Below are 24458 nucleotides of genomic sequence, written 5' to 3' on the forward strand. Positions count from 1 at the left end.
CAATGTTCAGAATAAAAATAATCAAAATCGACACCGCGCCGGGATATAAAAAGGTGCCCTCGACGTAATGTTAAAAACCCTTTAATATAATTAGACAAATAATATTAATCAGTTTTTTTATTATAATTTCATAATTTTATAACATACCGCACACAACATGAATTTCATCACAATTTTCGCGTATGAAATTAATGAAAACACACCGCACTTCACGGATGATCCTCATCCACGCGAGCCGTCAACGGCGGGGTGATTCAGCCGTTCCGCGCGCCCGACGGGAACGCCCCCTTTAAAACCAGTTCGCAAACGGCATCATTGCCCGAAAAGCAATCCCAGCACCGCGCGAAGATCGCGCCCCGGCACGGGCGCGCCGCGCTGGGTAAGCACAAGCGATTTGCAGCGCCACGCCTTGAGAATCGCGTCGTCCTTCCAGGTTATCCGCGCCTCGCCCGCGATGCCCGCAATCTCCGTCTCGCCAAGCGGTGTCCACGCGAAAGGAATCCCCGTCTCGTTAAACAGAATCTCCCAGCCGCCCACGCCGCCGGACGGCACCGGCTTGGTCAGCAACGCCGGATAGCGCCGTGTAAAATCGGGCACCGCGCGCGTGACATAACGCACACGCACCGCCGGTTTCATCCGCGAGAAATACGCGCGAAAATCAGGAACCTCACCCGCCCGCCATTTGCTGAAAAAATCCAGCGGATCAAACCCCATCAGGTTCATTCCGTTCCAGACGCCGTGTTTGTTTTTGCCGCCAAAATCCCGCGCGTCATACCACGGCTGGAAATTGTCAGTCAGCCGCACGCCAAGCTCGAAGTGCAAATGCGCGCGGCTTTTCGGAATTGCGATCACATCCGAGCTGCGCCCCATCGTCGCGATGCGCTGCCCGCGCGCAACCGCGTCCCCCGCGCGCAACCCCGGCTGCGCCGCGCTCAGGTGCGCATACAACGAATACACCGCGGGCGACACGCCCGGATGCTCGATCACAATGTAGCGCCCGTAGTTGCTGTTTCCGGGGATGAGGTTGAGGTGGCGCACCACGCCCGGCAGCACCGCGAAAACCGCGTCGAGCGGCTCGCCCCGCGTGTCGCGCAGCGTCGGCTTCAAGTCAATCCCCTCGTGAAAACGCCGCCCGCCGTTGCGCGTGCCCCCATACAAGCCCGACGCGACCACGCCCGACGCCGTCGGCTGGATATACGCCTCGACTCCCCTGCCCCGCATGAAAGCCGTGTTCGGCGTTGGCCACGCCATGTCGAGCCTCGCCGTTTGCGCCCGCGCCGCGCCCGCGAACAACAGCGCCGCCGCCACGGCAACGGCTAATTTATAATGAATAATGTATAATTTATAATAAAGAGCCATGGTGATAAATATCCAGGGAGTGCCCACCCGCCACCCGCTACTCACTGCCCGCCCCTTCCGTCAGAGCGCCCAGCATTTCGGCGGCAATCGCATCGGCTACGAGCCGGCCTTTCAATGTCAGGCGCAACCTGCCCTCGTCGTTTATTGCAAGCGCGTCGTTTGTCAACCGGTCCACAAGCGCGTCGACTGCCGTCCAGTTCAGGGCGTCCGCGCCCGCTTTCTTGCGCAACGCACCCACGTCAACACCCTCGTTCATGCGCAGTCCGAAAATCAACGCGTCCTCCGCCAGCAACGCCGGCGTCATCCTCACGCGATCCTCGGTGACGCGCGCGCCGTCTCGCATGCCCGCCAGCCATTTTCCCAGATCGCGCGCATTCGCGCCGCGCCAGCCCGCGTGCTGTGACGCCGCGCTCGGGCCAAGGCCGATCCATTCCTCCATGCGCCAGGTGTTCAAATTATGAACACACTCGAAACCGCGCCGCGCAAAGTTGGAAATCTCGTATTGGGGAAACCCCGCCGCGTCCAGCTCCGCCCAAGTGCGCTCGTAGAGACGCGCCTCGCGCTCCGCGTCCAGCTTCACCTTGCCCTGCGAAAGCTTAACCCACAACGCCGTGTCCTCCTCGAAGGTCAGGCAATACGTCGAGAGATGATCCGGCCCGAGCGCGAGCGCCTCGCCCACATCGGCAAGCCACGCCGCCTCCTCCTGCCCCGGCAGAGCGAACATCATGTCCAGGTTCACATTCTTGAACCCCGCCGCGCGAATCCGCTCGTAGGCGCGATAAATCTGCGACGGCGAGTGACGCCGCCCCAGTGCCTCCAGCAAATCCGCGCGGAAGCTTTGCACGCCAAGCGAAACGCGCGTCACGCCAATCTCGCGCAACGCCTCCAACCGCGCCTCCGACACCGACCCCGGCGCCAGCTCAACCGACCACTCTTCCGGCGCGCCCCTCCCTTTCCAAAGTCTGCTCGCGATTCCGCCCAGCCGCAGGATATCCTTCGCGGCGAGCACCCCCGGCGTCCCTCCGCCCCAAAAAACCGTGTCCACCGCGCGCGTTTTTTTGCCAGCGCCGGTTTCCACCCCGCCGTTCTCCGTCAGGATATCCACCTCGCGCGCAACCCCGTCCAGATACCGGCGCACCTTTTCCGCCGACGGGGCTTCCTCGTAAAACGCGCAAAAATCGCATCGTGTCGCGCAAAACGGCACGTGCACATACAACCCGAGCGCGCGATTTTCAGGGCGCGCGGGCTCGTCCGTATTCTTAAGGGAGTCAATTTCGCTCATTGCCAAGCGGGAATGTTTGTGTTGCGTTTGCGTCGTTTTTTAACCGGAAAACACTCATGCAAAACAACCGCACCTTTCACGCGAGATCATTCTTTGTCATCATCAGCGCCCTTGCCGTCCTCGTGCTGGCCGGGTGCGGCACGCCGTCCATCACCAACCTGACGGCTCCGGCACTTCCGCCCAACCCGTCGCAAATCTACACGATCACCGCGCGCATCAAACCGCAGGCATCCAACGTCGTCGAGGGCAGCACCGTCGCCAAGATCATCATCGACGGCAACGCCCACAAGATGACCATGATTCCCGACACCCCCGGCATCTACGAATACGAGTTCCAGGCGCCCCCGGGCGTGACCGAGCTTCGCTACTACTTCCTCATCGAGTATCAAGTTTCCAACATCGGCATCCTCCGCTCGCGCACCGATTACAGCCCGTTGCAAGTCGCCACGATTGTCGGGCGCGACGCCGCCGGCCTCAGCTCCAACCGCGGCCCCGCCGGCTCGCGAATCGCAATCACCGGACGCGGCTTCACCAGCCACGACAACGTCTATTTCAACGACAGCCTCGCGCGATCCATCTACGACTCCGCAAACTCAATCAGCTTCTACGTGCCCGACCTTCCCGCCGAACAAAACTACACCGTCTCGATCGGCGACGTCCCCGGCAAACTTGTGATCGGCACCTTCCGAATCGACCCCGGCGCGGACTCAGGCGCACCCGCAACCGTGATTCCCAACGATCCGCAACCGGCCGCGACAACCGCCCCCGCGCAAACCGCGCAACAAGGCGGCGCGCTCACGGTCAGCCCCTCGGAAATCAAAATTCGCGAGACCCAGACGCTCGTCCTCAAGTTCATCACGCCGCAAGTCGTGCAAGGCGCGCCCATGCTCATCGACGTGACGACCGACATCCCCGAAAGCGTGATCATGCCCGAAGTTTACGTGCAGCCCGGCAGCAACGTCGGCAGCGTCACCATCAAAGGCGGCACCCCCGCCACCGGCCAGCTCTACGCGCAAATGCCCGGCGCCGACAAACCCCTCGTAATCCCCGTCACCATCCAGCCGCTCAACTGACGCGCGCCCACGAAAACGGATTCCCTTTACACAAACGCCCCGGATTTTTCCGGGGCGTTTTTCATGAAAGGCCGCGCCTACTTCAACATCCGCACACGGCGGTCTTTTCTTGGAAATTGCAAGGTCACCACGGTTCCCGCTCCCTCGCGGCTTTCGACGCCGATCTGGCCGCCGTGCTCGCGCATGATGCGCTGCACAATCATCAACCCGAGACCGTGCCCGCCCTGCTTGGTCGTGTGATACGGCTGGAACAGCTTCGCGAGATCGGCCTGCTTGATGCCCGCGCCGGTGTCCCCAAAAAGCAAATACACATTGTCGTCGTCCGCGCGCGCCTTGACGCGCAACACGCCGCCGGGCTGCATCGCCTCCATCGCGTTTTTGTTGATGTTAAAAAACACCTGCTTGAGCTGATTGCGATCCGTCATCACCAAGGGCAGGTCGCCCGGCGCCTCGACCTCGACCGTGATGCCGCGATCCTCCAGCTCGCGCCGCTGGAAATGCAGCACGTCGGCGAGCACCTCGCTAACCTGCGTCTCGCACAAATCCGGCGGACGCGGGTGCACCGCCTCCAGAAAATTCGTGATGATTCCGTCGAGACGCTTCACCTCCTCCTGGCAAACGCCAATCGACTCGGCCAGCGCGTCGGCATCCTTTTGGGCGGCGCCCTTGAGTTTTTTCAAACGCCGTTCGATGAGTTGCAGATGAATTGTGAGGGAGTTGAGCGGATTGCCGAGCTCGTGCGCCACGCCGGCGGCAAGCAGGCGGATCGACGACGTGCGCTCGTCCGCGATGCGCTGCTCCGTCTTTTCGCGCTCGTTGGTGATGTCGCCCAGGATCACGGCATATTGCTGCCGCCCGCCGTTTTCGTCCGAGAAAAACGGCACCATGTAAAGCCGCAGCACGCGCGGCTCGGGATAGGTCAGCTCGATCTCGCGCGTCATCGCATGGGCCGCTTGCACGGCGTCGTCGCGCGCGTCCCCGCTCACATCGATGATCGGCGGGCGCAGCCCCGGCACAAAACGCCAGAGCACCACGTCGCCGAGCTGGTCGTCGCGCAGGCCGAGCATTTTGCCGGCGGTCTGGTTCGCATACTCGACGCGCCCGTCGGCATCGACCAGAATCACGCCGTCCTTGAGCACGTTGAAAATATTTTCGAGCAGGCGGCGTTCCCGCGCGAGACGCTGCACGAGGCTGGCGCGGCTGGCGGGATCGAGGCTGTCGAACCTGCCCAGGACATGATCGAGCGATTTATATGTTTTGGCCGCCATTTTCGAAAAACGATAATTGCCCCGGATCCTCGCGATGGTCGAGCAGCTTGCGCAGGAATTTTGCGCGATGCTGCGGGCTGCTTCCCTTTTCCAGCACCGCCGCGCGATGCATTTCGGTGCCGTAGCCCTTGTGCTGCTCGAAACCATAGCCCGGATGCTCGCCATCGAGCTCCGTCATCAGGCGGTCGCGCGTCACCTTCGCGATGATCGACGCCATCGCGATGCAAAGCGAGCGCGCGTCGCCGCCGACAACCCCCGTGTGCGGATACGGAAAACTTTTCAACGGCAATCCGTCGACCAGGATGCGGCACGACAATTTTTGCCCAAAAAACGGACTGTGCGTTTCCATGTCCGCAAATAATTCCGGTTCGCCGGGCTTGCTGCGGCGAAAGGCCGCCGGCGGATAAATGCCCTCGAGCGCGCGCCGCATGGCGAGCTTTGTGGCGCCGAGGATGTCGAGGTGCTCGATCTCGTCCACCGACGCGACACCGTGATGCGCGTGGATGAGCCCGCCACGGGCAAGCTTGTCGAGGTCGTTCCACGCCTCCTCGCGGCCGGCGGCGGTGAGCTGCTTCGAATCGTTGATGCGCCCCGCGTTTCGCATGGCCCAGTTGCTCGTCAGAAACTCGCGCGTCACGAGCACGGCAGCGGCCACAACCGGCCCGGCGAGAGCGCCCCGGCCAGCCTCGTCGACACCGATGAGGGTTTCGTAACCGTTGATCTGTTTTAAGTCGTAGCCGCGCAGCTGGCGGCGTTTCATGCGTTCCGGTTGTAAGACTCGCCGCCCATGGTGCAAGCACGCTGATTAGCCGTTGCCGCGCAAAAAATCACGCCACCTCCGCCCCGTTTCGCACGCGCATCGATATTCCTTCCAAAAAGGATCATGCATTTTTTCCAAAATTTCCCTTGCCAGACTCGCGCGGGCAGCTTTGCCTCGCCGACTTCAATCTAATCGAAACATGGCAAGAATTTGTGCAATAACAGGCAAACGTCCCACCAAGGGCAGCCGCATTAACCGCAAGGGTCAGTCCAAAAAGAGCGGAGGCATCGGCACGCACGTGACGACCATCACTCCCCGCAAATTCCGCCCGAACCTTCAGCGAATTCGAATTAAGACCGCAAACGGCGGCACCAAGCGCATTCTCGTCTCCGTGAAGGCGATTAAGGCCGGTCTCGTCGAAAAAGTCTAACCCGCGAGCCCTCGTATCACGCACCCATTTCAAAAAGCCCGCGGATCAAGCCGCGGGCTTTTTGTTTTTTCTCACTCCCTCCCCAACAGCACACCACAAACTTCACACTCCGCATTCCCATGAGCACACCCACCCAGGTCAGAATATACGACACCACCCTTCGCGACGGCACACAGGGCGAAGGCATCAACTTCTCGGTCACCGACAAACTCCTGATCGCGCAAAAACTCGACCAGTTCGGCGTGGACTACATCGAGGGCGGCTTCCCCGGCTCCAACCCGCGCGACATCACCTTTTTTCAGGAGGCGCAAAAACTCAAACTCAAGCACGCACGCCTCGCCGCCTTCGGCTCCACCCGCCGCGCCAATACCAAGGCCGACGCGGACCCGCAGCTCCGCATGCTTCTCGACAGCGGCATGCCCGTCATGACCATCGTCGGCAAGACGTGGACGCTCCATGTCACCGAAATCCTCAACACCACCCTCGAGGAAAACCTCGCCATGATCGGCGATTCCGTCGCCTACCTCACCGCGCAGGGACGCGAGGTGGTCTACGATGCCGAGCACTTTTTCGACGGCTACAAAGTCAACCCCGACTACGCGCTCAGCACACTCGCCACCGCGCTCAAAAACGGCGCGTCCAACATCACCCTCTGCGATACCAACGGCGGCACGCTCGCGCACGACTTTGAAAAAATCGTCGCGCGCGTAGTCGGCGAATTCGGCGCCGAAAAAGTCGGCATCCACACGCACAACGACTCCGGCCTAGCCGTTGCGCTCTCCCTATCCGGAATCGCCGCCGGCGCGCGCCTCGTGCAAGGCACCGTCAACGGCTACGGCGAACGCACCGGCAACGCCAACCTCGTCACCGTCCTCCCCAGTCTCTTCCTGAAAATGGGCTGCACCGCGCACTGCGCGCCCAAGCTCGGGGAACTGCGCGAACTCTCGCTCTATTTCGACGAACTCGCCAATCTCCCCCCCGACACCAAGACCCCCTACGTCGGCGCCTCGGCCTTCGCGCACAAAGGCGGTCTCCACGCCAACGCCGCGCAAAAGGTCAAATCCAGTTACGAGCACATCGACCCATCGCTCGTCGGAAACCGCACCCGCATCCTCGTGTCCGACATGGCCGGACGCACCAGCATCGCCACCAAGGCGCGCGAACTCGGATACGAATTCGACGAAAAATCCCCCACCATCGCCGACCTCATCAAGCAACTCAAGACGCGCGAGTTCGAAGGCTACGAATACGAGGCCGCCGACGCCTCGCTCAAGCTCCTCATCGCAAAAAACCTTGGCCACTACAAACCCGCCTTTGAACTCGAAGCCTACCGCGTTATCATCGAGCGCCGTCACGACGAGCTCGTCTCCGAGGCCACCGTCAAAATCAAGGTCAACGGACAAACCTACCTCACCGTCTCCGAGGCCAATGGCCCGGTGGCGGCGCTCGACCGCGCCCTGCGCAACGCGCTCGAACCCGTCTATCCCCAACTGAAAACTGTCACCCTGGCCGACTACAAAGTGCGCATCCTCGACAGCCAGCAGCACGCCGCCGCGCGCACCCGGGTCCTCATCGAAACAAACGACGAGCGGGGAAACATCTGGGGCACTGTCGGCGTGAGCGACAATATCATCGACGCCAGCTGGGAGGCCCTCCGCGACTCGGTCGAATACAAACTGCTGCAAGGATAACCCCGGCAACGCAACCCGGCCCAAACTTAAAAAACCAGTAGGTTTCTATGGGGAGTGCAACCTAATGGGGTGCACTGTCTATGATCTGATTTTGGTCTTCAACGGGTGGGGCGCGCTCGGTGAGCGCGCCGAGAACCGCGAAGAATAAAACATCAAACGCGACTAAACCGCGTTTGCCATGATGAACGCCTTGATCGCGGCGGGATCGGCATTGATCTTGTGCTTCACCAGCGGGCGCGCTTTCAGAATTTCGAGCGCGGGATCGGTCGGTTCCATGCCGATGGCCTCGCGAATCGTGTCGGGGAATTTCGCCGGGCTCGCCGTCGCGAGCACCACGCTGGCGCGGTCGCGCGAGAGATCCTTGAAAGCGCATGCCGTGTGCGGGTCGACGATGTATCCGAAATCCTGATACACACGCTTGATGATGCCGGGGATTTCCGCGTCGTCGCAGCGCGAGGCGCTGAATGTGTCGCGGTCGAAATTTTCGAACACGTAGCGACCGGTCGTCTTGAACGTGCTCATGACCTCGCGCACCCTGGCCGTGTCGCGCCCGAGGCTGTAATAAAGGAACCGCTCGAAGTTCGACGACACCTGGATGTCCATCGACGGCGCGAGGCTCGGGCGGACATCCGCCACGCTGTATTCGCCGGTCGTGAAGAGGCGGTGGAGAATGTCGTTCTGGTTTGTGGCGACCTTGAAGCCGCGAATCGGCACACCCATTTTTTGGAGCATCCAGCCGGCGAGCACATTTCCAAAATTGCCGGTCGGCACGACAAACTCCGCCGAGGCGCGCGCGCCCTCCGGCAGGCGCAGCCATGCGGACAAATAATAAACGCATTGAGCGAGCACACGGGCGAGGTTAATCGAATTGACCGCCGACAAATGGTAGCGCGTGCGGAAGTCCTGGTCGCCGAAAACATCCTTCAGCGCGTTTTGCGCGTCGTCAAAAGTGCCGTCGATCGCGAGCGCGAAGACGTTTTCCGCGCCGGTGCAGGCCATCTGGCGCTCCTGCAGCGGCGAGGTGCGCCCGTCGGGATAAAGGATGAAGATGGCGGTGCCGGGTTTGCCCAAAAGTCCGTGGATGGCGGCGGAGCCAGTGTCGCCGGATGTCGCCCCGAGGACGTTGATCGACTCGCCGCGCACACGGCATTGGTGCTCGTAGAGATTGCCGAGCACTTGCAATGCAAAGTCCTTGAACGCGAGCGTGGGGCCGTGAAAAAGTTCGAGCACGAACAGATCCGGCGAGAGCTGCTTGAGCGGCGCGATTTCGGGAACGGAAAAGGTGGTGTAGGATTTCGCAATGATCGCGCGCAGTGTCTCCTCCGGAATATCGGTCGCGAAGTGGCGCAGAAACTCGAAGCACAGCGCGGCGTAGTCGTTTTTCAGCGCGTCGAAGCGCACGAGCTGCGCGTCATCAAACGCGGGCAGCGTCTCCGGCAGGAACAAACCGCCGTCCGGCGCGAGCCCGGTGGCGACGGCGTCGGAAAATGAGAGTGCCGGAGTTTGTCCGCGTGTGGATGTATAGAGCATGAGAAGAAGAGGCCAGAAAACCAGAGGCCAGAGTGCCAGAGGTCGGAAGACGAAGTATTGAAATTAGAAAATTATGTTATGACTGTTTGTCATCGTCGCTCAATAGGAATGGTTCGGGATTGCGAATCATGCTTCCCAGCATTCGGCCCACTTCCCGAGCCAGTTCCACGTGTTCATCGAATTCAGGTTGATTGATATATCCGTGACTGCGCGCGAAGCGGAGCCAGTTTTCGGATTCCAGCAATTCGCCGTCGGCATCGGTAAGCTTGCTGATGAAATGAGCTCTGTAGCGTCGCTTGGCCCATGATTCACAGATGTTGCCACTCACCGAGCGCGCAGACCGGCGAACCTGATCGGTCAGGGCGTAACGTTCTTCGCGCGGCCAGTTTCTGGATAACTCAAATATGCGACACCCGAAATCGAACGCCTTTTGCCACACAATCAAATCGGTGTAATGGCGAATCAATCCCATGGGTTGTCAATGTTTGGGCATTCTGGCCTCTGGCTCTCTGGTCTTCTGGCTTTCCGGCCTCTTGCCTTCCCCTTCACGCGTCGAGTCCGAAGACCTTGTGCGCGATGCGGGCGGCTTCGTCAACGCGCTCGCTGGAGATGACGACGGATATCTTGATCTCGGAGGTCGTGATCATGTCGATGTTCACGTTCACGTCGGCGAGCGTCTGGAAGAGCGTCGCGGCCACGCCGCTGTGCGTCTTCATGCCGACTCCGACAACGGACAACTTGGCGATGTCCTCCTGGATCGTCACGTTGCCGCCGCCGATTTCCTCAAGCACGGGGGCGAGCGTTTGCTGCGCCTTATTGGAGTCAACCTGCGGAACGGTGAAGGAGAGGTTGGCGACGCCGTTGCGGCCCACGTTCTGCACGATCATGTCAACGATGACATTCGCGTCGGCCAGGGCGCGAAACACCTTGGCGGCGGAGCCGGGCTTGTCGGCGATGTTGCTGACGGTGACCTTGGCCTGGTCCTTGTCGACGGCGACTCCGCGCACGACGACTTTTTCCATATACGAGACTTCTTCTTTCACGATTGTTCCTGGGTTGTGGTTAAAGGATGAGCGGACTTCAAAAACGACGCCGTATTTCTTGGCGAATTCGACCGAGCGGCTTTGCATGACCTTCGAGCCCGACGAGGCGAGCTCGAGCATTTCGTCGTAGGAAATCTCGTCGATTTTTTTCGCGGTTTTCACAATGCGCGGATCGGCCGTGTAAACGCCGTCAACGTCGGTGTAGATTTCGCATTTGTCGGCCTTGAGCGGCGCGGCGAGCGCGATGGCGGTGAGGTCCGAGCCGCCGCGGCCGAGCGTGGTGAGCTGGCCCGCGGCGTTGATGCCCTGAAAGCCGGCAACGATGACGACCTTGCCCTGCTTGAGCGCGTCCTCGATTTGCTTGGGCGTGATGGTCTGTATCTTGGCGCGTGTGTGCGCGTCGTTGGTGAGGATGCCCGCCTGCGCGCCGGTGAAGCTGACCGCGGGCACGCCGAGCGCGTGCAGGGCCATCGCGGTCAGCGCGATGGTTTCCTGTTCGCCAACCGCGAGGAGCATGTCCATTTCGCGCTCGTTGGGAAGGTCGCTGATGGACTTGGCGCGCGCGATGAGCTCGTTTGTCACGCCCGAACGGGCTGAGACGACAACGACTACTTCGTTGCCATCGTCGCGGGTGAGTTTGACGCGTTCCGCGACTTTTTTGATGCGTTCGACGTCACCGACTGAGGTGCCGCCATATTTTTGGACGATGCGTGCCATGTAGGAATAGGGACGAAAGATGAGACTAAAAAACAAGTTTTGTCCTTCCGGCGAGAGGAAAAACGAGCCGCGCTGAGGCTGGCACGCGAGACGGGGTGCCGTTTGGCACGCGAGGAGGCGCGCGCAACGCTCCATTGCGCATGCGCACTCCACTGGTTCCGCGCTCCGCAACACCCCGCCCGCGGACGCGACATCTCATGAAAATAGTAACTTGCGGCTCGCAAAAACCGTCACAGTTCATTGTGAATGCTGTTTCGATCAACTTATGCCTGCCGACCCCGACGCGCCCTTTGACATCGCCCGCTGCCTGGAGCGGGTGCGCGCGCGCGATCAGGAGGCCGCGCGCGAGCTGGTCGAGCACCTTTACCCGCTGGTCATCCGCATTGTCCGCTCGCATCTTCCCCGCCGCGTGCCGGAGGAGGATCTCGCACAGGAGGTGTTCATGAAAATGTTCACGCGCCTCGGCCAATACCAGGGAGCCATGCCGCTCTCGCACTGGGTTTCGCGCATCGCGGTGACGACATGCATCGACCACCTGCGCGCCCAAAAACGGCGCCCCGAGTTTCGCTGGGCCGACCTTTCCGAGACGGAGGCGGAGGTTCTGGACAGCGTCATCACCAACGAAAACGATGTGGCCGCGGGCGACGCATTTGCCGCGCGCGAACTCGTCCACCGGCTTCTCGACCAGCTCAAGCCCGAGGATCGCATGGTCATCCAACTGCTCGATCTCGAGCAAAAAACACTCGCCGAAATCAGCGCGCTCACCGGCTGGAACACCACGCTCATCAAGGTCCGCGCCTTCCGCGCGCGGCGCAAGTTGAGGAAATTTTTTCAAGAACTAAAAAAGGAGGAACGCTCATGAATCCCGCCACACCGAGAACAACCGCATGGAAACGACTGACGGAGGCCGCCCGGCGCTCGCAATTTGAAAAGGTGAGCGACATCCCGGCTCCCTATGGGTTTGCCACGCGCGTCGCCGCACGGGCGCTCAGCATGCCGCCAACCTCCGCCGGGCCGTTTTTCGTGGCCAAGCTCACGCTGCGCGGACTCTGCGTCGCCGGCCTGCTTGCCATTGTCAGTGTGACCATCAACCTCGGCCCGATCCTGCGCAACATCGACAAGGCGGCAGGCGACCTCGGGGGCACGTCCATCGAGGCCGTTGAAGTCGAGAACAACACCGAAGTCCCCGCCCAGCCCTGAGCACCCGGCTATTTCGAAATGAACAAAACCATCATCACCGTATTTGCCCTGATCGGCATTTTTTTCTGCGGCGCCATCGCGGGCGGTGTCTTTGCCGTGCGTTACGTGAACGTGACCGTGCAAAGAAAAGCCGCCGCCCAGCAACTCAGCAACCAGCAATGGGTGCGCATCACCAACCGCCTCGACCCCACGCCGGAACAGCGCGAACAGATCAAGGCCATCGTCACCGTTTACATGGAGAAACAACAGGCCTCGCGCCAAATCGAACGCGACGCCTCGGCCAAGTTGCACAACGACATTCGCGCCGTCCTCACGCCCGGACAAGTGGAGGAATACGACAAAATCCGCGCCCGCCATCGCGAGAACGAACGACTCTGGCAGCGCTGGTATAAGGAACAACGCGCCAGGCACGGCGAATCCCCGCTCGTGAACCCGAAGCGCGTCGACTTGAAAAACAAGAAGGACAAGAATCGGGAGAAGCCTCCGGCCCCCGCCGCGCCGGAAAAGTAACCGGCCGCGAAGATCGCCGAATTGCCGTCCCTCCCGAATTCGATCAGATCACAAGAAAGTCCTTCTTCGAGGATCCCTTGAGCTTGTAAATGACGATGTTGTTGCCGTCTGGATCGTTCACCGTGGCCTGATAAGTGCCCGAAATCTCGGCGGGCATTGTCACGAAAGTCGTGTCGTGCGCGCGCAACGAGGCGATGACGTCGTTGAAATTGTCCACCTCGAACGCCACGGTGACTCGCGGCATGTTTGCCACGGGCAACTGCCCCTCGCACTTGATCGTGACGCGCCCCGAGTCCAAGTCGTAGTCAATCGAACCACGCCCGTCCTTTTCAAAAATCCGGGCGGGCAGCAAATGAAGCGCATCCTCGTAAAATTTTCTCGCGCGGGCGATGTCGGACACGGGCAAAACAACGAATGCGATTTTGGTGATTTTCATGATATCGTGAGTAGTTAGACAGAGTTTCCGGGCAAATCAATCCGCCTCCAGCCAAACCGCCTTGTAAGGGTGGTGGTCGAGCAGGGTCGGATGCCAGTTCCTGACCGAAGGCCGGATCAAAAAAACGTGCGAATAATGATAGAGCGGAATCATCGGCGACTGCCCCAGCAAAATCGCCTCCGCCTTTTGCAGCAACACCGCGCGCGCCTGCTTGTCCGCGGTGCGCGCCGCCTGGTAAAGCAGCTGGTCGAAAGCCGCGTCGCTCCAGCCCGTGTGGTTGTTTCCGCTCGACGATTCCCACACTTCGAGAAACGAAAGCGCGTCGGCATAGTCGGCCATCCACGCCGAGCGCAGCACCTGGTAATCGCGCGCCCGGCGCGCGCCGAGCACGGTCTTGTTCTCCTGATTGACGAGCGTCACGCTCAGCCCCAGCTCTCGCCGCCACATTTCCTGCACCGCCTCGGCCACGGCGCGATGGCTCTCCGATGTGTTGAAAAGGAGCTCGACCGGCGGAGCGCCCTTCCCCTCCGGATAACCCGCCTCGGCGAGCAGGGCGCGCGCCGCGTTTGCGTCGTGCCGCAACGCGCCGGGGGCCGGTTTTCCGTCCGCGCGCGCAAGGGCGTCCGGCGGCACGAATTCGAATGCCGGCGACTGCACGCCGCGGAGTATCTGCGCCGCGATGAGCTTGCGGTCAACCGCCAGCGAAAGTGCGCGCCGCACACGCGCATCATTCAAGAACGGACGCTCCGTGTTGATTCGGTAAAACTCGGTTCCCAAATACGGATCGACGCGCAACAGCCCCGGTGAATTGCGGCGATACGCGTCGATCTTCGAGGGGGAAAGCGCCTCGGTCAGGTGAAGCTGCCCCGCGCGAAACGCGCGCTCCTCGGCATCGCGACTCTCGAACGAATAAAACACGACCCCGTTCAGCCGCACATTTTCGGCATCCCAATAGGTCGGCGATTTTTCGACCGATATCCGCTGACCGTGCCGCCATTCCTTGAGGACGAACGCGCCGTTCCCAACAAAGCGTCCCGGTCTCGCCCAGTCGGTTTTGCGATCCGCAAGCGCGCCGTGCGCCTCGATCGAGCGCGCGTGCACCGGGAAAAATGCGGTGTGATTGAGCATCGACAAAAAATTCGCGCACGGATGCTCCAGCGTGATCTTCAGCGTGCGCTCGTTAACCGCCACCGCGCCCACTTGCGCAAAATCCTCCAGGTGCCCCTTGTGATACGCCTCCGCGTTTTGGATGATGTATAAAAAGTGCGCGTAATCCGCGGCGAGCGACGGCGAAAGCATGCGCTTGAACGACGCCACAAAATCACCCGCCGTCACCGGGTCGCCGTTGCTCCAGCGCGCGTTGTCGCGCAGCAAAAACGTGTAGGCCAACCCGTCCCGCGAGACATTCCAGCTCTCCGCGACGCCCGGCTCCGGGGACAGGTCAACCGGATTCTCCGTCACAAGCCCCTCGAGCAGTGCCGACAAAATATTATACTCCGAAGTCCCCGTCGCCAGGTGCGGATCGAGTGTCGCGATCTCCGGTCCCGCGCCTCGATGCAAAACCTGCTCGCGATTTCCACTGTCGATGGCGCGCTCGCGCTGAAAACAGGAGCCCAGCGCAAAAACGCCGAGGGCCGCCGCCGCGCAAAAGATTCGTTGAAAGATACGATGAGCCATGGAAACAGTTTGTCGCGCACCCAATACCATCAGCCGCGCCGTCGCAAGCGCGGAGCTCGCGGTGAATGTGTTTCTCTTGGCTTGCGAACAATTTTCGCCGCCCGCACCCTTGCCGCCAAGATGCCTCCCCGCCGCCATCCCCTTCCCCGGGTTTTCACGCTGCTCGCCGCATTGATCGCGATCGCGCTGCCCGCCCATTTGGCAAAAGCCGCGCCCTGGGCCAATCTCGAGACCGACTTGCCCCAGGATCCCGCGCTCGTCCTCGGCGAACTGCCCAACGGTTTTCGCTACGCGCTTCTGCCAAACGCCGAGCCCGCGAACCGCGTCTCGCTCCGGCTGCTTGTATCCGTTGGATCAATACACGAAAACGACAACGAGCGCGGCATCGCCCACTTCATCGAGCACATGGCGTTTCGCGGCACGCGCAACAAGCCCGGAGGCGGGCTCATTGCCGAGCTGGAACGCATGGGCGTCAGCTTCGGCCCCGATCACACCGCCTTCACCTCATTCAACAACACCATCTACCACCTCGAGCTGCCCGACGTTTCCAAGTCCACCCTGCGCGAGGGCTTGCGAGTCTTCCGCGAATACGCATCCGGCATCGAATTCGCGCCCGGCGACATAGAGCTCGAACGCGGCGTGATTCTCAGCGAAATGGCCACGCGCGACACCGGCATGGCGCGCGCCGGCCAGCGTTACAGCGCGTTCATCTGGCCCTCCGCGCGCGAAAACAGCCGCTCCCCCATCGGTGTCGAAAAACAAATCCGCCGCTTCACCCAAAAACAATTCCGCGCATTTTATGACGCGTGGTATCGCCCCGAGCGCATGGCGCTCATCGCCGTGGGGCAGATCGACCCCGATGCCCTGCGCGCGATGATCGCGGATGAGTTTTCCCCGCTTGCCGCGCGCGCCCCCGCGCGCCCGGAACCGCCGCCGCCATCCCCGCGCCCCGCCTCCAGGAAACTACCGGCTGTCGGCGTCTTCACCCACAACGAACTCACCGGCATGGGTGTCATGCAAACCTGCGCGTGGGCCGAGCCGCCCGCGCCCTTCACGCGCGAGAAACTCGCCGAGCACACGCGCCGCAACCTCGCCCTGTCCATGTTCACCCGCCGCCTGACGCTCCGCGCCCGCCAGCCCGGCGCGCCGTTCGGCGCCCCAAATGTCGAATACACGCAACTTTTCCCCGGCCTGCGCATGGTCCAGTTTGCCGTTCCCGGCGACCTCAATAAAACTGACATCGTCATCGCCGCCGCCGAGCAATCCCTCCGCGCCGCGATCGAGCACGGTTTCACCCAAGGCGAGCTCGACGAGGCAAAGGCCGACCTCGTCAACCGCTACCGCCAGGGCGCCCTTTACGCCCCTTCCCGAAAATCGGCGATGCTCGCCTCGCAACTCGCCTATTTTTTGCTCAATGGCGAGGGATTCTCCACGCCCGAAACAACCTGGCGCGAAGTCGAAAAACCCATCGCCGACGCCACACTCGCCGAATGCAACGCCGCCTTTGCCAAGCTCTGGAGCCGCGCCCCCGTGCGCACATTTATCAACGGCAACATCCGCCTCCTGCCCTCCAAGCCCGCCGCCTTTGAGAAAAAACTCGCGGCCAGCCGCGCAATCCCCGTCAAGCCGCCCGCCGGAATCAAGGCGCTCGATTTTGCCTACACCGATTTCGGCAAGCCCGGACGCATTGCGGAAACCAAAACGCTCCCCGAAATCGACGCGCACCTTGTCCGCTTCGAGAACAACATTCTTCTCAACTTCAAGCACACCGAATACGAAAAAGACTACGTCCTCATAAACCTCCGCATCGGGCACGGAAAACGCGAGGAACCCAAAAACGTTCCCGGCATCGGACTCCTCGCATCAAAAGCCTTTCTTTTCGGCGGACTGGGCCGTCACACCGCAGCCGAGATCACCCAGCTCAACGCGCGGCATCTGCTCGACATCAATTTTACAATCGCCGACGACGCCGCGCACTTTTACGCCCAATGCCCGGTGCGGTCGCTCCCCTACGCGCTTCAAATGATGACCGCCTTCATCACCGACGCCGCCTATCGGCCCGAGTCGTTCGTTCTCGCCCGGCCCGATCTCACAACACTGTTCCAGCACACCCTTTCGTCGCCCTCCGCAAACCTGAACGCGATTTGCGAACGCGCGCTCACGCGCGACACGCGCTTCGGCTGGCCCAATTACGACGAGCCCGCCTCCCGCACCGTCAACGAGCTTCGCGAATGGCTCGTCCCCCTTTTCACCTACGACGACATTGAGCTGAGCATCGTCGGCGATGTCGATTTGCAAGCCGCCCTCGATGCCGCCGCCGGGACGCTTGGCGCCCTTCCCGTTCGCGCCAAGCGCCTCCCGCCAAAACCCAACACCGGCGTCGCCTTCGCCCCCGCGCCCTCCGCGCCCATTGTCATCAATGTGAACCCCGCGCTCAAACAAGGCGCGTTCCTCCTCGTCTGGCCCGTGCCCGACGCCGGCGACACGCACCAAGACCGGGCCCGTGTGCTTCTTGCCGACGCGCTCGACAATGCCGTCCGCCTTTGCATCCGCGAACAACTCGGCGCCGCCTACGTCTCGTCCGCCGCCTATGCCACGCACGACGGTTTCGACAATTTCAACTACCTCTTCGTCGGCGCCGAGGTTGACCGCGGCTCGCTCGACAAAGCCATCAACGCCGTGCGCAAAACAATCGCCCGAATCGCCGCCAATGGTTTCAGTGACGACGAATTCCTGCGCGCCAAAAGACCCTTCGTCGAACACTACGACCAGCAATCCCGCACCAATGCCTACTGGGGCTACACCGTCCTGCGCGACATTCAAAACCGCCCCGAACGCCTCACCCAGGCGCTGACACGCCTTGCCGACGTCTCCTCCATAACACGCGACGAAGTCAACGCCATCGCCGCCAGGCACCTCCGCGACGACACCCTTTTCCTTTTCAAAACAGCCCCCGCGAAAAAATAGGGCTGTTTAATTGAACTGTATCCGCGCCGTTAAAGGCCAACCCCGGCCATCGCAAATGGCATAAAACCTAATCGCGTCCGTCGGTCATTATGATCGGGAGGATCAGGCCGTTCTTGTCGTAACGCACGCGCTCAATCGCAATTTGCCGGCGCGTGCTATACGGGCCATCCCCGGTCTGGCCGTCATAGCGGTGATAAACAATAAGGTCGGAACCGTCGGCGGGATCTTTGAAAAAGGAATGATGCCCGGGTCCCTTATGCGATGCGTCGCTTTTCAAAATTGCGCCGCGATATTTCCACGGGCCAACGGGGGATTTTGACGTCGCGTAGTGCACGGAATAGGAAGCCCTCTTGTAGCTTCCGTGGCTGTAGGACAAATAATACACGCCGTCGCGAAAATGCATGAACGCGCCTTCCGTAAAATGCGCGGGCGTCTCCACGGGCACTTCGGCGGCGAAGCTGACCATGTCTTTGTTCAACTCGAACACGCGCAGCTTCGAGCCGGCGCTTCCACCGGCGTAAAAATAATATTTTCCCGACTTCGGGTCGGCAAAAACCATCGGGTCAATTGCCTCGAAGCCTCTTTTGCCCTCGTCGTCAAGGAGCGGGCGGCCGCTGTCAACAAACGGCCCGGCGGGACTCGCCGCGGTGGCGACACCGATGCGCGAGCGCTTTGGGCCGACGGAATAATAAAAATACCACGTGCCGTCGCGCTCGATGACGCCGGGCGCCCACGCGCCGTGATGCTCGCGTCCATCCTCCCCCACCCACGGCACGTTCTTGAAATCCAGCACGGGGCCGTGGCGCTTCCATGTTTTTAAATCGTCCGATGAAAACGCGTAAAAGCGATCTCTCGATATGGTGGGATACAGCCAGACGGTTTTGCCGGCGACCACGGCGTGGGGATCGGCGCCGCGCATCAGCGGATTGGCGAACTCGCCCGCGCGGGCGTGACCTGCGGCGGCGGCGAACCCCGCAATGCAAACGAGCAGGATTGCGTGGCGAAAAACGGTTTTCATGGTTGGCAAGAAAGTCGAAGCGTTAATGCGCGCAAGCCTGCCTTCGCGAACGGACGAGACAACAAAAACCGCCAAAATCCGCGCTGGCGCGGATTAGTTTGCGGACGTTTGTTTGCCAACGCTTTCCCACCAGTGCGCGAAAGTTTGGGCGTCGTCGCGAAGGTCAACAATTTCGCCGATGACCGGCGTGAGCAGTCGAAGGTTTGGGGCTCGCCCGCCCTGTGTGACTCGCCGGTGGGGGTCGTCCCAGTCGTGGTTTGAAATGCTGAACTTCGAGTTGTGCACGGGCAGCAGCCGCCTGGTTTTTAAATCGGCCGCGGCTTGCAGTGTTTCCTCCGGCATCATGTGGATGCTGGCCCAGTTTGGGTCGTATTGTCCGTTTTCGAGAATCGCGAGATCCATGGGGCCGAAGCGTTCGCCCGCCTCGGCGTAATGCGCGCCGTAGCCGCTGTCGCCCCCGATGTAGAAACGGAGCGCGGGAGTCTCCACGAAAAACGCGGCCCACATCGAGCGTTCATGCGAAAGACCGCGTCCGGAAAAATGGTGGGTGGTCAGGCAGTGCACTTTCACACCCGCCTCCGGCGAGGTTTCGTCGCCCCAGTGCATTTCAATGATCTGCTCCGGCTTGAAGCCCCAGTATTCGAGGTGCTCGCCGACGCCGAGCGCGCAGACAACTTTCCCGACCTTGGGCTTGAGTTTCAAAATGGTCTCGTAGTCGAGATGGTCCCAGTGATCGTGCGTGATGAAAAGGTAGTCGATGCCGGGCAGGTCGCCGACCGTGTAGGCATCGGAGCCCGTGAACGCCTTTGTGGTAAAGGAAACCGGCGAGGCCGCGCCGCTGAAAACCGGATCGACCAGGATGCGTTTCCCTCCCGCTTGCATAAAATATGAGGAATGCCCGAACCAGACGAGAACATCGCGTCCGGCGTCGAGATTATGCAAGTCGCGCTTCACGGACGGAACAGGGGCGGACGGCGTGCGCTTGCTTTTGTCGCCAAAGAAGAATTTTCCGAGCGCCTCGATCGTGCTCACGTTTTCCGGCGTTCGGGGCTTGGGCTCCACATTGCGAAATTTGCCGTTCTTGAAGTGCGGCGACTTTTGAATTCGTTCAAGGCGCGCACCACTGGGAAGGCGTCCAAATTTCGGATGCTGCATGTATGCAAACACCAACAGCGCCATCGCGCCGATCAGGCTGAGTCCGATGATCAACATGCGCTTAATCCACTTTCTTGCTTTGGTTGTTTTTTTGGCGGACGCCATGCGGTGTTGGGTTTGAGCGGCAGGGCGAGCGCGCCGAGCGCGCCGAGGATTGGCGAGAGATGCGCGGGAACCGAATGCGGCGATTACGCGCCGTTGGATTTTTGCTGTGTGCCGCGGACGGCCTCGGCGATGGTGTCGTCGCTGCCTCGCTGGACTTCGGCGTCGCCGAGTTCCTTGTTGAAGCGCATCGAGACGGTCTTCGAAACGCCGCGCTCCTCCATCGTCACGCCGTAGATCGCGTCGGCGGCGGCCACCGTGCGCTTGTTGTGCGTGATGATGATGAACTGGCTTTCGTTCGTGAAGTGCGAGAGCAGGTCCGTGAAGCGTCCGATGTTGGATTCGTCGAGCGGCGCGTCGAGTTCGTCCAGCAAACAGAAGGGCGAGGGCTTCACCATGTAGAGCGCGAAGAGGAGCGCGACGGCGGTGAGCGTTTTTTGCCCGCCGGAGAGGAGCGAGATGCCCTTGAGTTTCGTGCCGGGGGGCTGCGCGGTGATTTCGATACCGCTTTCGAGCGGGTCGTCGGCTTGCACGAGGTCGAGCGCGGCTTTGCCGCCGCCGAAGAGTTTTGTGAAGGTGTAGTCGAAGTTCTTTTTGATTTGCTCGAAGGTGATCTGGAACTGCTGCATCGAGGTGTTGTTGATTTCGTCGATGGTTTTCAGGAGTTCGGTTTTCGCGTTAACGAGGTCGTCGTTTTGCGTCTTGAGGAAGTCGTAGCGTTGCTTGAGCGAGCGGTATTCCTCGATGGCGACGAGGTTCACGTCGCCCATGCTGTTGATGCGCTGGCGCAGGCTGGCGACGTCGGAGCGGACTTGGTCCCAGTTGGTGTTGTCGAGCGCGGCAAGGTCTTCCTCGGTGGGCTCGCCTTTTTGCTTTTGTTTGCGGCGACGGGTGCGTTTGGCGAGCTCGGCGGGTGCGGCGGCGGCGGCTTCGGCAGGTGCCGCTTGCGGCACTTCTGCAGCAGATTCGGCGGATTCGGAAACGGACGGATCGGATTGATCGGACGGCGTGGACTGATCGGGCGCAGCGGCTTGATCGGAAGCAGGCTGCTGCCCCTCCGGTTTCTGGTCTTCCGGCTTCTGGCTCTCTGGCGCTCCGGCCTCCGGCTTCTGGCCTTCCTCTTCGTCTTCGTCGAGGTCGAGATTTTCGATGCCCTCGGGTTCGTCGTCGGCGTGCCAGAGGAGGTTTTTCCAGTCGAGCATGGTGATGTCGGTTTGGAATTCGCGCTCGACTTCCTCCTTGAGAAAATCGGCGCGGGCGCGGCTTTCGGCGAGTTTCACCTCGCACTTGCTAAATTCGTCGTGCGCTTTTTCCGCCTCGACGCGGAGGCCGTCCTGCGTGCCTTCGACGCCGGTGATTTGTTGCTCGACTTCGACGAGTTGCACGCGGATTTGCTCCACTTGCTGCTGCGCGACGGTGATGGTTTCGTCGAGGGTTTCGGCGCGGGCGCGCTTGGCGGCCGTCTCGCCTTCGAGGTCCTGGATTTGCTGCGTCCAGAGTTCGATTTCCTGCTGGCGCTGGATGAGGAGGGTGCCGAGCTCGGCGCGGCGGCGTTCCATGTCGGCGATGCCGCGGTCGAGGTAATCGACTTTGCTGCGTTGCTCGGAGGCGGCGAGGCGGGCGGAGTTGAGGCTTTCGCGCTTGGTGTCGCGCTCGACGCGGAGTTCGGCGAGGCGGGTTTCCATTTGCGCGATGCGCTCCTTGCCTTGCGTGTGGAGGGTTTCGGCCTCGGTGAGCTGGGTTTGCGCTTTTTCCCAGCGGGCGTGGGCTTCGTTGCGCGCGGCTTCGACCGAGGCGGTCTCGGCTTCCATGCGGCGGAGTTTGTTGGAAATGTCCTCGAGGGCTTTTTGCGCGTTGCGTTGCTCGGCCTGGATGGCGGCGACTTGTTGCGAGATGGCGAGTTCCTCCTCGCGTTTTTCGGCGAGGGCGGTTTCGGCCTCGGCGATGCGGGCGTTGATGGCGTCGCAGATGGTTTTTTGCTCGTCGTGCGCCTTTTGGTCGTCGGCCAGGGCGTTGGCGGTTTCGCGCATTTCGTTTTCGCGCTGGACGATGCTGCGGGGGTTTTTCTTGTTGCTGCCGCCGGAGACGAGGCCGCGGCGGTCAACGTATTCGCCTTTGCGCGTGGCGACGGCGAGGAAGGGGAAGGCGGGGTTTTGTTTCCAGTAGTCGAGGAAGGCGGCGAGGTCGTCGGCGATGTAGCAGGCGGAGAGGAGACCGGCGGCGGGGTGCTGCTCGGCGGCGGTGTTGAGGATTGCGCTGACTGGCGTCAGTCCAGAAGCCAGAGAGCCAGAGGCCAGAGGGCCGGAAGATTCCGGATTCTGATTTTCTGTCTTCTGGCTTTCTGGCCTCTGGTCTTCCGGCCTCTGCTTTTCTGCGAGTTCGCCGACGCGAAGGCAGATGGAGCCGGTTTGGGAGGTTTCGAGGTGGGTGAGGATTTTTTGCGCGGTGGCGAGGTCGGCGACGGTCACGGCCTCGGCGGCGGCGCCGAGGAGGACTTCGATGGCCCTGGTGTATTCGGGGGCGAAACTGAGGCCGTCCATAATCGCGACGGGGCGGGGCGCGCCGTCGAGGATGTTGTCGAGCTGGCCTTGGAGGACGGCTTTCGCGCCTTCGCCGAAACCCTCGAAGGATTCGTGGAGGCGCTGGAGGACTTGGAGGCGGCCGGAGCGGGTGGTGAGCTGGCGGTCGATTTCGGTGAGGCGGCGCTGGGCGTCGCGAAATTCGCGGGTGCGGTCGGCGATGGCTTGCTGCGCGTCGCGGGCGTCCTGCTGGGCGCGGGCCTTGGCGACGTGGGCTTCCTCGACACGCTGCTCGAACTCGGTGGCGATTTGCGCGGCGGCGCTTTGCTGCTGGCGGACGCCTTCGATTTCGGCGAGGAGGGCCTCGTGGCGGTGGACGGAGGTTTTTTGGTCAACCTCGTAGCTGGAACAATCGGTGCGGAGGCGCGCGAGGGTGCTTTCGACTTGGAGGATTTGAAACTTGGATTGTGTGAGTTCCTGCTCGGTGTTGGCGAGGGAGGCGTCGGCGACGGTGACTTGCTGGATGATTTCCTGGAGTTGCGCCTCGGAGGTGCCGAGGAGGGAAAGCTGGAGTTGTTTGTCCTGCGCGCCTGTGTCGACTTGGGTGGCGATGTCGCGGAGCTGCATTTCGAGTTCGCCGAGGGTGGCGCGGGTGGCGTCGAGGCGCTCGATGAGGCCGGTGCGCTTGATTTGCGCGAGGTTGGCGGCGTTGAGGATTTGTTCGCGCTCGGTGCGCAGATCGAAGACGGCTTGCTGGGCTTCCTGCACGCGCTGGTTGAGGCGCGAGCGGTGGGCTTTTTTCTCCTCGAGATCCTGCTGTTGTTGCGAGTAGTGGACGCGGCGGGTTTCGGAGGCGGCGCGGAGTTTGACGACTTGCTCGTCGAGCTCGGCGAGCGTGGCGGTGATTTTGCCGTGCTGGTGGCCGCTGTGCGCGAGGGCGAGGTGGCGGAGGCGGTGCGAGACGCGCTTGTAGCGAAGGGCCTTCGAGGCCTGGCGGCGCAGGGAGCCGATCTGGCGTCCGACCTCGGTGATGACGTCGGAGACGCGGGCGAGGTTGGTGTCGGTGAGGGCGAGTTTTTGGAGGGCTTCGCGGCGCTGACTTTTGTATTTGGTGATGCCGGCGGCTTCCTCAAACACGGCGCGGCGCTCCTCGGGTTTGGAGGAGAGGATCTGGTCGATCTGGCCCTGCGCCATGATCGAGTAGGACGTGCGGCCGATGCCGGTGTCCATGAAAAGCTTGTGGATGTCCTTGAGCCGGCAGGGGGTGTTGTTGAAGAAGTATTCGCTGCCGCCGTCGCGATGGACGCGGCGCATGATTTCGATTTCGTGGAACTGGCTGCCGAGTTGTTTTTCGCAGTCGGTGAGGAGCAGCGAGACTTCGCACATTTGCGAAGGTTTGCGGGTGTCGGCGCCCTCGAAAATGACGTCCTGCATTTTGCCGCCGCGGAGCGCCTTTGCGCTTTGTTCACCGAGAACCCAGCGGATGGCGTCGGCGATGTTGGACTTGCCACAGCCGTTGGGGCCGACGACAGCGGTCACGCCGCGTTCGAAGTCGAGTGTGGATGGATCAGCAAAAGATTTAAAGCCGTGCAGTTTGAGTGCCTTGAGATACATGAAAATGAAGCCCGCTAATGGAGCGGACGCTTTCTTGCTCGGCAAACGGAAAATTCACACACACGCGGGAAATTGTTCACATTGCCCGCGCACCCGCCGGCTTGCGC

Annotated in this window: 19 protein-coding genes; 7 read left to right on the top strand and 12 right to left on the bottom strand. The window is 61.4% G+C overall.

Annotated features, from left to right (window positions below; all coding sequences use genetic code 11):
- Positions 1–312: 312 nt before the first annotated feature.
- A complete protein-coding gene (locus M2103_RS00015) occupies positions 313–1359 on the bottom strand; it encodes a M23 family metallopeptidase (protein ID WP_277507941.1) in 1047 nt (348 codons plus the stop codon).
- Positions 1360–1396: 37 nt separating this feature from the next.
- Entirely contained in the window at positions 1397–2641 is a 1245-nt protein-coding gene (gene hemW, locus M2103_RS00020) for a radical SAM family heme chaperone HemW (RefSeq protein ID WP_277507942.1), read from the bottom strand.
- Between the two features lie 56 nt (positions 2642–2697).
- Between hemW and M2103_RS00025 the strand changes: the two genes are divergently transcribed.
- Positions 2698–3714 (top strand): IPT/TIG domain-containing protein, encoded by a 1017-nt coding sequence (locus tag M2103_RS00025; RefSeq protein WP_277507943.1) that lies wholly within the window; start codon positions 2698–2700, stop codon positions 3712–3714.
- Positions 3715–3791: 77 nt separating this feature from the next.
- On the opposite strand, the gene M2103_RS00030 is transcribed toward M2103_RS00025, so the two are convergent.
- The gene (locus tag M2103_RS00030) at positions 3792–4982 is read right to left on the bottom strand and encodes an ATP-binding protein (RefSeq protein ID WP_277507944.1); all 1191 of its coding nucleotides are present in this window, start codon (positions 4980–4982) and stop codon (positions 3792–3794) included.
- The gene (locus tag M2103_RS00035) at positions 4963–5742 is read right to left on the bottom strand and encodes a ribonuclease HII (RefSeq protein ID WP_277507945.1); all 780 of its coding nucleotides are present in this window, start codon (positions 5740–5742) and stop codon (positions 4963–4965) included. The genes M2103_RS00030 and M2103_RS00035 overlap by 20 nt, the downstream gene beginning before the upstream one ends.
- A gap of 199 nt (positions 5743–5941) precedes the next feature.
- Here M2103_RS00035 and rpmB point away from each other — a divergent pair, with 199 nt between their 5' ends.
- Together rpmB and cimA are read left to right on the top strand one after the other, a co-directional pair.
- Positions 5942–6172 (top strand): 50S ribosomal protein L28, encoded by a 231-nt coding sequence (rpmB, locus tag M2103_RS00040; protein WP_277507946.1) that lies wholly within the window; start codon positions 5942–5944, stop codon positions 6170–6172.
- A gap of 119 nt (positions 6173–6291) precedes the next feature.
- Positions 6292–7863, top strand: coding sequence for a citramalate synthase (gene cimA / locus M2103_RS00045; RefSeq protein WP_277507947.1), 1572 nt, complete (start codon positions 6292–6294; stop codon positions 7861–7863).
- Between the two features lie 162 nt (positions 7864–8025).
- On the opposite strand, the gene thrC is transcribed toward cimA, so the two are convergent.
- From thrC to M2103_RS00060, 3 genes are all read right to left on the bottom strand, one after another.
- Positions 8026–9393 carry a threonine synthase gene (gene thrC / locus M2103_RS00050; protein ID WP_277507948.1) on the bottom strand — a complete coding sequence of 456 codons (1368 nt, stop codon included), beginning with the start codon at positions 9391–9393 and terminating at the stop codon, positions 8026–8028.
- A 76-nt stretch (positions 9394–9469) separates the two neighbouring features.
- Complete coding sequence (locus M2103_RS00055) at positions 9470–9865, bottom strand: four helix bundle protein (RefSeq protein ID WP_108823990.1); 396 nt, start codon at positions 9863–9865, stop codon at positions 9470–9472.
- A 73-nt stretch (positions 9866–9938) separates the two neighbouring features.
- A complete protein-coding gene (locus M2103_RS00060) occupies positions 9939–11153 on the bottom strand; it encodes an aspartate kinase (RefSeq protein WP_277507949.1) in 1215 nt (404 codons plus the stop codon).
- Positions 11154–11418: 265 nt separating this feature from the next.
- Between M2103_RS00060 and M2103_RS00065 the strand changes: the two genes are divergently transcribed.
- From M2103_RS00065 to M2103_RS00075, 3 genes are read left to right on the top strand one after another with little or no spacing between them, the layout of a single operon-like run.
- Positions 11419–12015, top strand: a complete 597-nt coding sequence (locus M2103_RS00065) for an RNA polymerase sigma factor (protein WP_108823992.1) — start codon at positions 11419–11421, stop codon at positions 12013–12015.
- On the top strand, positions 12012–12353 hold the full coding sequence (locus tag M2103_RS00070; protein ID WP_277507950.1) for a hypothetical protein: 342 nt from the start codon (positions 12012–12014) through the stop codon (positions 12351–12353). Before M2103_RS00065 ends, M2103_RS00070 begins: the two co-directional genes overlap by 4 nt.
- An 18-nt stretch (positions 12354–12371) precedes the next feature.
- Positions 12372–12863, top strand: coding sequence for a hypothetical protein (locus M2103_RS00075; RefSeq protein ID WP_108823994.1), 492 nt, complete (start codon positions 12372–12374; stop codon positions 12861–12863).
- A 43-nt stretch (positions 12864–12906) separates the two neighbouring features.
- Here the strand turns inward: M2103_RS00075 and M2103_RS00080 are convergent, their stop codons facing one another.
- Together M2103_RS00080 and M2103_RS00085 are read right to left on the bottom strand one after the other, a co-directional pair.
- Positions 12907–13299: a VOC family protein gene (locus tag M2103_RS00080; RefSeq protein WP_277507951.1), complete on the bottom strand. Its 393-nt coding sequence runs from the start codon at positions 13297–13299 to the stop codon at positions 12907–12909.
- Positions 13300–13335: 36 nt separating this feature from the next.
- Positions 13336–14976 (bottom strand): peptide ABC transporter substrate-binding protein, encoded by a 1641-nt coding sequence (locus M2103_RS00085; protein ID WP_277507952.1) that lies wholly within the window; start codon positions 14974–14976, stop codon positions 13336–13338.
- Between the two features lie 81 nt (positions 14977–15057).
- On the opposite strand from M2103_RS00085, the gene M2103_RS00090 reads away from it, so the two are divergent.
- Entirely contained in the window at positions 15058–17943 is a 2886-nt protein-coding gene (locus M2103_RS00090) for an insulinase family protein (protein ID WP_277507953.1), read from the top strand.
- Positions 17944–18010: 67 nt separating this feature from the next.
- On the opposite strand, the gene M2103_RS00095 is transcribed toward M2103_RS00090, so the two are convergent.
- From M2103_RS00095 to smc, 3 genes are all read right to left on the bottom strand, one after another.
- Positions 18011–18961 (bottom strand): family 43 glycosylhydrolase, encoded by a 951-nt coding sequence (locus M2103_RS00095; protein WP_277507954.1) that lies wholly within the window; start codon positions 18959–18961, stop codon positions 18011–18013.
- 93 nt (positions 18962–19054) lie between these two features.
- Positions 19055–20221: an MBL fold metallo-hydrolase gene (locus tag M2103_RS00100; RefSeq protein WP_277507955.1), complete on the bottom strand. Its 1167-nt coding sequence runs from the start codon at positions 20219–20221 to the stop codon at positions 19055–19057.
- 83 nt (positions 20222–20304) lie between these two features.
- Positions 20305–24351 (bottom strand): chromosome segregation protein SMC, encoded by a 4047-nt coding sequence (gene smc / locus M2103_RS00105; RefSeq protein WP_277507956.1) that lies wholly within the window; start codon positions 24349–24351, stop codon positions 20305–20307.
- Positions 24352–24458: the final 107 nt, after the last annotated feature.

It is taken from the genome of Ereboglobus sp. PH5-5 (assembly GCF_029504805.1).
Taxonomy (GTDB): domain Bacteria; phylum Verrucomicrobiota; class Verrucomicrobiia; order Opitutales; family Opitutaceae; genus Ereboglobus.

Coding starts and splice junctions, on each gene's coding strand:
- M2103_RS00055 (WP_108823990.1), bottom strand. CDS start 9,865: ATGGGATTGATTCGCCATTACACCGATTTGATTGTGTGGCAAAAGGCG.
- M2103_RS00015 (WP_277507941.1), bottom strand. CDS start 1,359: ATGGCTCTTTATTATAAATTATACATTATTCATTATAAATTAGCCGTT.
- thrC (WP_277507948.1), bottom strand. CDS start 9,393: ATGCTCTATACATCCACACGCGGACAAACTCCGGCACTCTCATTTTCC.
- smc (WP_277507956.1), bottom strand. CDS start 24,351: ATGTATCTCAAGGCACTCAAACTGCACGGCTTTAAATCTTTTGCTGAT.
- M2103_RS00070 (WP_277507950.1), top strand. CDS start 12,012: ATGAATCCCGCCACACCGAGAACAACCGCATGGAAACGACTGACGGAG.
- M2103_RS00100 (WP_277507955.1), bottom strand. CDS start 20,221: ATGGCGTCCGCCAAAAAAACAACCAAAGCAAGAAAGTGGATTAAGCGC.
- M2103_RS00085 (WP_277507952.1), bottom strand. CDS start 14,976: ATGGCTCATCGTATCTTTCAACGAATCTTTTGCGCGGCGGCGGCCCTC.
- rpmB (WP_277507946.1), top strand. CDS start 5,942: ATGGCAAGAATTTGTGCAATAACAGGCAAACGTCCCACCAAGGGCAGC.
- M2103_RS00065 (WP_108823992.1), top strand. CDS start 11,419: ATGCCTGCCGACCCCGACGCGCCCTTTGACATCGCCCGCTGCCTGGAG.
- M2103_RS00025 (WP_277507943.1), top strand. CDS start 2,698: ATGCAAAACAACCGCACCTTTCACGCGAGATCATTCTTTGTCATCATC.
- M2103_RS00075 (WP_108823994.1), top strand. CDS start 12,372: ATGAACAAAACCATCATCACCGTATTTGCCCTGATCGGCATTTTTTTC.
- hemW (WP_277507942.1), bottom strand. CDS start 2,641: ATGAGCGAAATTGACTCCCTTAAGAATACGGACGAGCCCGCGCGCCCT.
- M2103_RS00080 (WP_277507951.1), bottom strand. CDS start 13,299: ATGAAAATCACCAAAATCGCATTCGTTGTTTTGCCCGTGTCCGACATC.
- M2103_RS00035 (WP_277507945.1), bottom strand. CDS start 5,742: ATGAAACGCCGCCAGCTGCGCGGCTACGACTTAAAACAGATCAACGGT.
- M2103_RS00095 (WP_277507954.1), bottom strand. CDS start 18,961: ATGAAAACCGTTTTTCGCCACGCAATCCTGCTCGTTTGCATTGCGGGG.
- M2103_RS00060 (WP_277507949.1), bottom strand. CDS start 11,153: ATGGCACGCATCGTCCAAAAATATGGCGGCACCTCAGTCGGTGACGTC.
- cimA (WP_277507947.1), top strand. CDS start 6,292: ATGAGCACACCCACCCAGGTCAGAATATACGACACCACCCTTCGCGAC.
- M2103_RS00030 (WP_277507944.1), bottom strand. CDS start 4,982: ATGGCGGCCAAAACATATAAATCGCTCGATCATGTCCTGGGCAGGTTC.